At 66.4% G+C, this 11217-nt stretch carries 10 protein-coding genes; 7 read left to right on the top strand and 3 right to left on the bottom strand.

Annotated features, from left to right (window positions below; genetic code table 11):
* Positions 1–277: 277 nt before the first annotated feature.
* Entirely contained in the window at positions 278–1882 is a 1605-nt protein-coding gene (locus DBR12_RS13375) for a methyl-accepting chemotaxis protein (RefSeq protein ID WP_108617702.1), read from the top strand.
* A 164-nt stretch (positions 1883–2046) separates the two neighbouring features.
* Here the strand turns inward: DBR12_RS13375 and DBR12_RS13370 are convergent, their stop codons facing one another.
* Positions 2047–2970 (bottom strand): amidohydrolase, encoded by a 924-nt coding sequence (locus DBR12_RS13370; protein ID WP_369861557.1) that lies wholly within the window; start codon positions 2968–2970, stop codon positions 2047–2049.
* Positions 2971–3014: 44 nt separating this feature from the next.
* On the bottom strand, positions 3015–3704 hold the full coding sequence (locus DBR12_RS13365; RefSeq protein ID WP_108617701.1) for a dienelactone hydrolase family protein: 690 nt from the start codon (positions 3702–3704) through the stop codon (positions 3015–3017).
* A gap of 114 nt (positions 3705–3818) precedes the next feature.
* On the opposite strand from DBR12_RS13365, the gene DBR12_RS13360 reads away from it, so the two are divergent.
* The 5 genes from DBR12_RS13360 to creC all read left to right on the top strand — a co-directional run bounded on the left by DBR12_RS13360 (position 3819) and on the right by creC (position 9122).
* Complete coding sequence (locus tag DBR12_RS13360; RefSeq protein ID WP_108617699.1) at positions 3819–4565, top strand: SDR family oxidoreductase; 747 nt, start codon at positions 3819–3821, stop codon at positions 4563–4565.
* A 159-nt stretch (positions 4566–4724) separates the two neighbouring features.
* Positions 4725–5360: a MarC family protein gene (locus tag DBR12_RS13355; RefSeq protein ID WP_108617698.1), complete on the top strand. Its 636-nt coding sequence runs from the start codon at positions 4725–4727 to the stop codon at positions 5358–5360.
* A gap of 6 nt (positions 5361–5366) precedes the next feature.
* On the top strand, positions 5367–6080 hold the full coding sequence (locus tag DBR12_RS13350) for a winged helix-turn-helix domain-containing protein (RefSeq protein ID WP_108617697.1): 714 nt from the start codon (positions 5367–5369) through the stop codon (positions 6078–6080).
* Positions 6081–6129: 49 nt separating this feature from the next.
* On the top strand, positions 6130–7563 hold the full coding sequence (locus DBR12_RS13345; protein ID WP_108617696.1) for a hypothetical protein: 1434 nt from the start codon (positions 6130–6132) through the stop codon (positions 7561–7563).
* An 80-nt stretch (positions 7564–7643) separates the two neighbouring features.
* Positions 7644–9122, top strand: a complete 1479-nt coding sequence (gene creC, locus DBR12_RS13340; RefSeq protein ID WP_108617695.1) for a two-component system sensor histidine kinase CreC — start codon at positions 7644–7646, stop codon at positions 9120–9122.
* A gap of 2 nt (positions 9123–9124) precedes the next feature.
* Here the strand turns inward: creC and DBR12_RS13335 are convergent, their stop codons facing one another.
* Positions 9125–9658, bottom strand: coding sequence for a hypothetical protein (locus tag DBR12_RS13335; protein ID WP_108617694.1), 534 nt, complete (start codon positions 9656–9658; stop codon positions 9125–9127).
* Between the two features lie 133 nt (positions 9659–9791).
* Between DBR12_RS13335 and creD the strand changes: the two genes are divergently transcribed.
* Positions 9792–11217 (top strand): cell envelope integrity protein CreD (gene creD / locus DBR12_RS13330; protein ID WP_108617703.1); only part of this gene is annotated, 1426 nt, incomplete at its 3' end.

The raw sequence follows: 11217 nt of genomic DNA, 5'->3' as shown, positions 1-11217 counted from the left end.
GGTCTCTGCCGCCCTCCCCCACCACCTGGCGGCAGCCTGAGAGCCTGCAGATGCCTGCCATCTAGACCTATCCCGCACCGCTTCCAGCCGGCGTGCGCCGGATGGTCAGTGATTCCGTGAGAGGGGGCAGGGTGCGGCCAGAAGCATCCACCGCCACCTCTGCCCAGCAGACCTTGCGGGACAACCCTTACAAAACGTGACAGGGCTTGACCCTCATCAAGCCCCTGGTGGTAAGTGCCCGATAACCTCGACGGCGCACTTGAAACAAAACCGTCACATGAATCAAATCGCCATAGGAAAACGCCTGACCCTGGGCTTCGGCCTGCTGCTGGCACTGTCGCTGCTGGGCACCTTGCTGGGTGTGTGGCAACTACATGCCGCATCTGTCTCCACGCAAGCCGTGATTGAACAACCCCTTGCCAAGGAACGGCTGATCACCGATTGGTACCGCCTGATCCATACGGCCGTGCGGCGCACCACCGCCATTGCCAAAAGCAGCGATGCATCCCTGGCCAACTACTTTGCCGAGGAGCAAAAGCTCTCTGCCGGCACCACCACCGAGATCCAGAAAAAGGTGGAAGCGCTGATGCAGACCGATGCCGAGCGCGCTCTGTTTGCCGACATCAGCGCACTGCGCCGCACCTACACCGAATCTCGCGATACGGTGATCCGCCTGCGCCGCGAGGGGGATGCGGACAAGGCCGATGCCCTGCTGGAAACCCGCTTCGTGCCAGCGGCCAAGCAGTACATGGGCCGCGTGGAAGCCCTGATGGAACTGCAGCGCAAGGCACTGGACCAATCCGCAACCCCCATCAAGGCAGCCAACGACAAGGCCCGCATGTGGCTGATTGCGCTGGGCGCCATCACCTGCGGCCTGGGCGTGGTGCTGGCCGCAACCATCACGCGCAGCATTACCCGCCCTCTGAGCGAATCGGTGGCTGTGGCTGACACCATCGCACGGGGTGACCTCACGGCCCAGGTGCAGAGCACCAGCAGCGACGAAACCGGTCAGCTGCTGCGCGCGCTGGCCGATATGCAGCATTCGCTGGCCTCGGTGATTGGCCAGATCCGCGATGCAGGCAACCAAATCGCCAGCGCCAGCGACCAGATCGCGGGCGGCACGCAAGACCTGTCCTCGCGCACGGAGCACACGGCCGCCAACCTGCAGCAGACGGCTTCGTCCATGGAACAATTCACCGCTACCGTGCAGCGATCCGCTGAAGCCGCGCGCACGGCCAGCACGCTGGCCTCCTCTGCCGCCGAGGTGGCATCTCAGGGCGGAAGCCTGGTGGCCCAGGTGGTGGCGACCATGGACGACATCCACACCAGCTCGCGCCGCATTGCAGACATCATTGGCGTGATTGACGGCATTGCCTTCCAGACCAACATCCTCGCGCTGAACGCTGCGGTGGAAGCCGCCCGCGCTGGCGAACAAGGCCGCGGCTTTGCAGTGGTGGCGGGCGAGGTGCGCAGCCTGGCCCAGCGCAGCGCCGAAGCCGCCAAGGAGATCAAGGGACTGATTTCCAGCAGCGTGGAAAAAGTGGGCGCGGGCACCCAGCTGGTGCAGGACGCAGGGGCCGCCATGCAGAACATCGTGACCTCGGTGGGCCGCGTGACCGAAGTGGTGGCGCACATTGCCGCCAGCGCCCGCGAACAATCCGACGGCATTGCCATGGTGAACGGAGCGATCGCGCAGCTCGATCAGGCCACCCAGCAGAACGCCGCGCTGGTGGAAGAATCCGCCGCAGCCGCCCAGAGTCTGCGCGAGCAGGCCCACCGGCTGGCCGAGGCGGCCTCCAGCTTCAAGGTGACTGAGGGCATGGACTTGCGCCGCCCTGCGCCCGCGGCGGTGGCCCCAAAGCCGCGGTTGCTGCCCGCCTGAACGCAAGCCCTGAATGTGAAATGGCTTTCAAGGTCCAGGGTGGCTCTGCCACCCATGGACCATGAAACTGAGAGCCTGTTTACGATCTCGCAGGGAATCGCTTCGGAGCGCCATCGGTATGAGTGGACGCTTAGGTTTCACGCGAGCGCGATCGGAACCAGCGATCAGGGACTGGCGGCGGGGAGGCCGAACAACCCCGCCCCGTTGTCCCACGCCACCTTGCGCGCCACATCGGCAGGCAGGCCACCCAGCCACTGGCGGTAGCCTTGCATCAGACTTTCGTAGTGCTGCCAGCGCTGGTTCACCCAGGTGTCGGAGCCGATCACGAAACGCGTGGGGTACTTGAGCAGCAGCGCTCGCCATTCGGGGCACAGCTGACCGCTGTCGCACACCAGGCCCGGGCGGTACGAGAGTTCGCCCACCAGGCCGGGGTAGCGCGCCATCAGCGCGTCCACCCGCTCTACCTGCGCGCCGCCGATGCCGGTGTGGGCCCAGATCAGCCGCGCCTTCTGGCCTTTGGATGGGGTATTGGCCATGAGCAGGTCGATGGCGGTGTCGTCCACATGGGCCAGTACCACCAGGTCACGCTGTTCGGCCATGGTCATCAGTTTTTGGGCCACGGGGCCGTTGGCATTGGCGCTGTCGTACAGGTGGAACTCGCCAATGCCCCGGTACGGCCCGGCTGCCGTGCCGCGCGCCAGCTCGGTCTGCACCATGGTGTAGATGCTCTCGTCGGCAAACCAGCCGGTGTAGTCGGCGCGGTTGCGGTACAGCCGCACAAAGGGCACCACGGTGACGCCCGCCTCGCGTGTCTGCGGCAGGCCTGCCAGGGTGAGCGAGCCGGTGTTGGGCCGCGAATTGGCCACGATGGCGCGCACACCGCTGGCCTTCATGCGCGCCAGCACGTCGGCAGGCGGGTGCGGGCCCGTTTTGCCGTCCCAGGCTTCCTCGTTGTAGTGCAGGTGGGCGTCGAACAGGGGGCCGGTGTAGTCGGCGGCGTGGGCTGCAGCGCCAATAGCTATCAAAAGTATAGCTATCAACGCTTTATGGACAGGCGCAAGGGGCCTGAAAAGCTTGAAATTTTCCATATCAGCCCCCAATAAGTGCTTTGGCAGGTAGGCGGTCGATTCACTCAGGCGAGATGCTTGTCGAAGAACGCCAGGGTGCGGTCGCGCGCCGTCATGGCTGCGGGCTCGTCATAGCTGCCGCGCTGGTCGCAGTTGAAGCCATGGTCGGCGGCATAGATGTGCACCTCGGCACCCGGCTGGGCGCGGGCAAAGGCCTGCACGCTGTCTACGGGGATCCAGTGGTCGCGCTCACCAAAATGGGCCAGCACCGGCACGCGGGGCTGGCGGGCAGCTTCGTCGGGGCTGGTCATGCCACCGCCGTAGTAAGGCACGGCAGCCGACAGGCCGGTGAGCTGGCTGGCCGCGCGCCAGGTCAGCAGGCCGCCCCAGCAAAAGCCCACGATGCCCACCTTGCGGCCGCTTTGCGCGGCGGCGTAGTCGATGGCGGCCTGGATGTCGGGCAGCACGCCGGGGGCGGGCAGCGCCTCCACTGCGGCCTTCAGGCCCATGCCAGCCTGCATGTCGTCGCCAGTGTAGCCCAGCTCCACGCCGGGTTTCACGCGGTGGAAGGTCGAAGGCGCCACCGCCAGGTAGCCCCGTGCCGCAAAGCGGTCGGCCACCGCGCGGATGTGCGAGTTCACGCCAAAAATCTCCTGCAACACCACCACCGCACCGCGCGGCGCGGCATCCGGCTGGGCCACCCAGGCCGGAAACACCAGCCCATCGCTGGAAGTCAGATCCACAAACTGTCCCATGCTGCAATCTCCTTGAAAAATGCGTCCATACGTTGCCGTCCCGGCACGGCAGGCCCTGCCCGACGAGCCAAGAACCTGTTCCAATGCGCCATTCTTGCAGGAGCCCCCGATTTCATGGACAAGATCGCCTTAATCACCGGTGCCAGCCGAGGCATTGGCGCCGCCACCGCCCGGCTGGCCGCGCGCCAGGGCTGGGCGGTAGCGGTGAACTACCAGGGCAACCAGGCCGCCGCCGATGCGGTGGTGCAGCAGATCCGCGCCGCAGGCGGCACCGCCCTGGCCGTACAGGCCGATGTGGCAGACGAGGCCCAGGTGCTGGCCCTGTTTGCCACCGTGGACGCGCAACTGGGCCGCATCACTGCGCTGGTGAACAACGCAGGCGTGGTGGACACCACCCAGCGGGTAGACGCAATGAGCGTGGCGCGCCTGCGCCGCATGTTCGACGTCAACGTGATCGGCAGCTTTGTCTGCGCCCGCGAGGCCGTGCGCCGCATGAGCACGCGCCACGGCGGCGCCGGGGGCAGCATCGTCAACGTCTCCAGCGCCGCATCCCGGCTGGGCTCAGCCCACCAGTATGTGGACTACGCAGCGGCCAAGGGCGCCATCGACACCTTCACCATCGGCCTGGCGCGCGAGGTGGCGGCCGAAGGCATCCGCGTGAACGCCGTGCGCCCCGGCCTGATCGAAACCGACATCCACGCCAGCGGCGGCCTGCCCGACCGCGTGCGCGACCTGGCCCACCAGGTGCCCATGCAGCGCGGCGGCACCGCCGACGAAGTGGCCGAGGCCATTGTGTGGCTGATGTCGGATGCCTCGCCGTACACCACCATGTCCCTACTAGACGTATCCGGAGGCAGGTAGTGAAACACCCCCTGAGTCGCTTCGCGCCTTCCCCCTCTCTCGCTTCGCGGGAGGGGAACAACGCCCTCACTGCGGGGCGGCCCTTGCTCGGCGTCCTTGGCTTTTGGCAGCGCCAGTTTCAAAGTCTCCGGGCAGCACTTCACACCATCGAAAACTAATATGGATCTCAAACCGCTCATTACCCTGCTGGCCATCGTGAACCCGCTGGCCATCGTGCCGTTCTTCATCCACTACACCCAGGGCTTTTCGTACGCGCAGCGGCGGCGCACCATCCAGGTGGCCAGCTTCAGCGTGTTCTGCGTGATTGCGGCCTGTGCGCTGCTGGGCCTGCAGATTCTCGATTTTTTCAACATCTCGCTGCAGAGCTTTCAGGTGGGCGGCGGCATGCTGCTGCTCATCAGCGCGATGAACATGCTCAACGCCCAACCCGCCGAGGCCAAGCCCAGCACCAATGAGTATGAAGAAGGCGCAGAGAAAGCCGCCGCAGGCAGCAGCATTGCCGTGGTGCCGCTCACCATCCCGCTGCTCACCGGCCCGGCCAGCATGTCCACCGTGGTGATTTATGCCGACCGCGCCCAGGGCGTGTGGCAAACGCTGGCACTGGTGGGCTACGGCGTGGTCATCGCCCTGGCCACCGCCGTGTGTTTTGCGCTGGCCGACCCGATTGCGCGCGTGCTGGGCAAGACCGGCATCAACGTGATGACCCGGCTGATGGGCCTGATCCTGGCCGCACTGGCGGTGGAGGTGATGGCCGACGGACTGGGCAAACTTTTCCCCATCCTTGTCGCACGTTGAACTGACATGTCCGCCCGCCTGCTGCTGCTCGAAGACGACCCCGCCATCGCCCGCACCGTGGCCTATGCGCTGGAGCGCGACGGCCTGGCCGTGACGCACAGCCTGCTGGTGCACGACGCGCGCCGGCAGCTGCAGCGCACACGTTTTGACCTGCTGGTGCTGGATGTGGGCCTGCCCGATGGCAGCGGGCTGGACCTGCTGCGCGATGTGCGCAACGCTGCGCCCACCGCCGCCCTGCCCGTGCTGATGCTCAGCGCCCACGGCGAGGAGATCGACCGCGTGCTGGGCCTGGAACTGGGCGCGGACGACTACCTGACCAAACCCTTCAGCCCCCGCGAACTGGCCGCGCGCGTGAAGGCCCTGCTGCGCCGCGCGGGCCACGGCAACGGCAATGGCAACGGCCACCCGGCAGCACCCGCCGCCTTGGCCACCGCACTGTTCCACGACGACGAGGCCGGCCAGCGCATCAGCCTGCGCGGCCAAGCCCTGCCGCTGACCCGGCGCGAATACCGCCTGCTGTCGCACCTGCTGCGCGGCGCAGGCCGCATCCACTCGCGCGACGCCCTGCTGGCCGCCGCCTGGGGCGACGACAGCGAAAGCACCGACCGCACGGTGGACACCCACATCAAGACCCTGCGCGCCAAGCTGCGCGAGCTGGACCCGGCGCGCGAGTACATCAGCACACACCGGGGCATGGGGTATTGCCTGGATGTGCAATAAAAAACGCCCCTACCGCGCTTCAGTATTGGGTTTATAGCTATCTATTTTTATGAAGTACCTGCGCCGTTGCTTGAAAGCACTGGGCTGGCTGATGCTGGCCCTGGGGGGTTTGGTGGCCGTGTGGCTGGCCGCACTGATCGCCGCCAACTGGAACGACGACGCCTTGACCGAGGCGGCCCAGCGCGCGCTGCAGTACACGCCGCCCACCGAGCAGGCCCTGGAGGGCAACGGCTACCTGATCCTCATGGGGCTGGACGCGCCCACCGGGGGCGACGCCATCGGTGATGCCATGGCACTGGGCCGCCAGCGCCTGGCGCGCGAGATCGAGCGCAGGCGCTGGGTGGAGGCCCATGGCGACCGGCAGGAAGGGATGCCGCCGTCCATTCCCGCCGAGAATGCGGGCAATGAGGTGCTGCCCGACCGACTGCGCTGCCCGGTCGGCGAGGCGGATTGTTTTGCCTGGTTTGTGAAGCATGGCGATGAAGTTCAGACCTTGGCGAAAACCCACCAGACCCTGCTGCAACGGCTGGCGGGAGCAGCCAGTGCCCCGCAGTTTGACAACCCCTCCCCCTATTACCTGCAGGCCGAATTGCCACCCTATGGGCGCCTCGTGCGCGCTCATGAGCTTTGGCTGGCCCAGGCTGCGCTGGCGTGGGTGCATGGGCAGCCACAGCAGGCCATGGACATCGCCCGTCAGGCCACTCAACTGCGCAGCCGCCTGGCGAGCCATTCCAACAGCCTGATCGCGTCGATGATCGCGCTGGCGATGCAGCACCGGGAGCTGAGATGGCTTAGCAATGCGAGCGCACGCGGGGAGCTACAGACATTGCCAGAGATATCCAAGGAGATCGAAGAACTGCTTTCCATGCCGACGAAGTCCTTGGGGTCAGCCATGTACGGGGAAATACAGTTCGTCGCCAGCGGTTTTTATCTGTACAAAACCATTGACTTGTTCGCCAGTCCATGGGGTGATCCCAGCGTGTGGTGGCAACGCGCCTTTAACAAAGCGACCAACTGGGCATACCTACCCCAACAAACGCTCAATCTCATGCTGAGTCAACTGCAGAAGGTGCAAGCCATCAGCGGCATACCAGCCCAACAACAAAGCGCTGCTTTCTCCAAGCTCACGCAGCAACTGGTCGACAACGAAGCATGTCTACCCTGGAAAAGCTTGCGCAATATTGCAGGGACTTGTCTTGCGGTGTCCACTGCACCCAGTTACCAAAGCTACTTCCAGCGCGTGGCCGACATCGACGGCTACCGCCGCCTTGTTCTCCTGCAGCACCGCGCCGCCGTAGAGAACGTCGCCCCGGCCGATATGCCCGCCTGGCTGGCCCAGTCACCCCAAGCGCTGCGCAACCCCTACACCCTGGAGCCGATGCAATGGGACGCAGCCACCCGCAGCCTGGTGTTTGAAGGTCGGGAAAAGCAGAACCAGAACCCGGACCAATCCCCCACCTACCGCATTCGCCTGCGCAGCTGATGGCACAGCCCAATGGTCAAATTGGCCTCTGGCGCTTATCCAACAAGCGCTAGCAGCTATCATTTTTGAAGTAACGCACCATGCGCCTCGGCATTCGCCTGCTGTTCGCCTTCTTCCTCATCAACGGCATCGCCGCGTTCTTTGTGCTGCGCGTGTTCATGGCCGAGATCAAGCCCAGCGTGCGCGAGGTGATGGAGGACATGATGGTGGACACGGCCAACATCCTGGCCGAGCTGGCCAGTGACGATCTGGCGGCGGGGCGGCTGGCACAGGGGGCTGACAACAGCAGCGCCAGCCCGTTTGCGCAGCATGTGCGCCGCTACGCCACGCGGCCCATCGATGCGGCGATCTGGGGCTTTTCCAAGCAATCACTCGACTACCGCATCTACGTGACCGACACCACGGGCCGTGTGCTGTTCGATTCGGAAAACCGCGCCATCGGCGCCGACTACTCGCAATGGCGCGATGTGGCGCGCACGCTGCGCGGCGAATACGGCGCGCGCTCCACGCGCGATGTGGAGGATGACGACACCAGCGGCGTGATGCATGTGGCCGCGCCCATCTATGTGCAGGTGCCCGAGGGCCGCAAGATTGCTGGCGTGCTGACTGTGGCGAAGCCCACACGCACCGTGCAGCGTTTTATCGACCGCGCCGAGCGCAAGGTGTTCATGGGCGGCCTGTTGCTGCTGGCGCTCTCGGCCGCTGTGGGGGTGGCCGTGACGCTGTGGATGGTGTGGAACGTGCGCCGCCTGCGCGACTACGCCCTGAGCGTGCAGGGCCCCGCCGATGGGGAGCGGCATGACCCCGGCGCACCGCCCACCACCGCCCTGGCCGTGCCCGAGGTGCCGGGCGAGCTGGGCGACCTGGCCCGCGCCATGGACCGCATGCGCGCCCGGCTGGAGGGGCGCGACTACATCGAGGGCTATGTGCGCGCGCTCACGCACGAACTCAAAAGCCCCGTGGCCGCCATCCGGGGCGCGGGCGAGCTGCTGCAGGACGAGCTGCCTGCCGCCGACCGCACCGAGTTTGCAACCCAGGTGGTGCAACAAAGCGAGCGCCTGCAGCGCATCATCGACCGGCTGCTGGAGCTGTCCAAGCTGGAGCAGCGCCAGCACGCCGAAGGCCGCGCGCCCGTGGCGCTGCACGACTGCGCAGAGGCCGCCATCGCCCAGACCCGCGCCCGTGCCGGGCAGCGCGGCATTACCCTGGCGCTGCAAGGGCACGGCACCAGCGGCCCGTGGGAGGCCGAGCTGGTCACCCTGGCGCTGACCAACCTGCTGGACAACGCGATTGACTTTGCTCCCGCAGGCAGCGCGGTGCGGGTAGAGCTGGACGGCGCCACGGTGGCCGTGCAAGACAGCGGCCCCGGCGTGCCCGACTACGCGCTGCCGCGCCTGGGCGAGCGCTTTTTCACCACCGCAAGGCCGGGCGGCGAGCGCAGCGGATCGGGCCTGGGGCTGGCGATTGTGCAGCGCGTGATGGCGCTGCATGGGGGGCAGATGGTGGCACGCAACACGGCGCCGGGGCTGCGGGTGGAACTGGTGTACCGCGCTGCCTGAACTCACCCACCGACCAGGCGGGGCTGGGCCTGGAGGAATTCGACCAGATCGCCCACCGTAGTCACTTTGCCGAACAGGGGGTTGCCGGACGTGTGGGCTAGGCAGCGTTGGGCGCGCTGGGCCATGTCTGCGATCAGGTCATCCAGGTCTTCGGCATCGAGCTGCAGGTCGCGCTGCAGGTGGTCGGTCACACGCAAAGGCACGGTCACCGCTTCAGACAGGCTGCGCTGCACTTCCTCGTACACCGCGCGCACCACCCAGGTGTCCACCCGGCGGCAGTCAAGGGAGCGGGCAAACTGGCAGATCGACTCCCCCGCACGGCCTTGCGCCATGCGGGCCAGGCGCAGGGCCTCGCGCCGACTCAGGACTGCCCCCAGACTGCCGAGCGCCAGGAGAGCGCCGCCCAACCCCACGGGGTGCGTCCAGAACACGGCCATGAAGGCCACCGCCATCACGACCAGAACACAGCGCGCCGACCAGGGCAACGGCGGACGGACAGCCACCGGGGGCATGAAGCGGGACGCTGTTTTTCGCATGGCACTCCTCAGGCGGATGACGCAGGCCGTCGATTCTGCCAGCGCCCCACTTCACACTGGCCTCACAAACTTCATAGCGCCCTCACAGCGCGCCAGAACACTGCCCCCACAACATTCACTCGTGGAGGATCTTTTGTTCAAACACCCCTTGTTTACCAAACTGGCTGCATTGGCGGCCATCACCGTGCTTTTACTTTTTGGCCTGGGCATGATCGAAGACGTCGTGCGCGACCGGCTGCGCTACCGCAGCCTGACGGCCCAGAGCGTGGCCGAAAGCCTGGCCGGGCCACAGACCCTGATGGGCCCGATGATCCACAGTGCCTGTGTGGAGAGCTGGGACGAGGAGACCGGCAAGGGCGATGACCGCCGCATGGTGGAGCGGCGCCGCGAGTTCATCCTGACCGCCATGCCCGAGCAGCTCAAGCTCAACACCGGCGCCGCGATGGAAGAACGCGCACGCGGGCTGCACAAGGTGAACACCTTCAACCTCAAGGCCCATGTGACGGCGCAATGGGGTTCGCTGGCCAGCCTGCTGCCGCAAAGCAGCATTAAGAATTCGCGCATGCACTGCGGCGCACCCATCGTGATGATGGCCGTGGGCGATGCGCGCGGCATCCGCACCGCGCAGTTCACCATGGGCAGCCAGGCGCTGGCGCTCAAGCCCGGCACCTTCCACCCCACCTACAGCCGCGGTCTGCACGCCGTGCTGCCCGAGGCGGTGCGTGGCAAGGCCGAAGGTCTGACTGCCACGCTGGATCTGGAGCTGGTGGGCACCGAGCGCCTGGCCTTTGTGCCCCTGGGCGGCAACACCGAGGTGCAGATGACCAGCAGCTGGCCGCACCCCTCGTTCGGAGGCCGCTTTCTGCCCTCCGAGCGCGAGGTCAAGAAGACCGGGTTCGCGGCCCAGTGGCGCCTGTCATCGCTGGCGACCACCGCGCAGGCCGACATTGCCAAAGGCAAGCGGATCTGCATGGGGGGTGCAGACGAGGGTACCCACGGCGAGTACGCACCCGGGGGCGCCACCCCCGGCGACTGTGCCGACAGCTTCAGCGTGGCCTTCATCGACCCCGTCAATCCTTATTCGCTGTCTGACCGCGCCACCAAATACGGCGTGCTGTTCATTGCCCTCACCTTCGTGGCCGTGGGCCTGTTCGAGCTGATGAAGAAGCTGCGTGTGCACCCGGTGCAGTACCTGCTGGTGGGCAGCGCGCTGTGCAGCTTCTTCCTGCTGCTGGTGAGCCTGTCGGAACACCTGCCGTTCGGCATCTCGTACGCCGTGGCCGCCAGCGCCTGCGTGCTGCTGCTCGCCTACTACGCCAGCCACATGCTGGGCGGCCTGGCGCGGGGCATCCCGCTGGGCGGGGGCATTGCGGTGTTGTATGGGCTGCTGTACGTGCTGCTGCAGCTGGAGCAGACCGCCCTGGTGGTGGGCGCGATTGCACTCTTCCTGGTACTGGCGGCCGTGATGGTGGCGACCCGCAAGGTGAACTGGTACGGGCTGTCGCAGGCTGGCGGCACGCCGGGCCGGCCCCTGCCCCCCAAGCCACCTTCCACACCGC

It is taken from the genome of Acidovorax sp. HMWF029, from assembly GCF_003060895.1.
Taxonomy (GTDB): domain Bacteria; phylum Pseudomonadota; class Gammaproteobacteria; order Burkholderiales; family Burkholderiaceae_C; genus Acidovorax.
The sequence above is the reverse complement of the archived record's forward strand: the minus strand, read 5'-3'. Positions and strand labels throughout refer to the sequence as shown.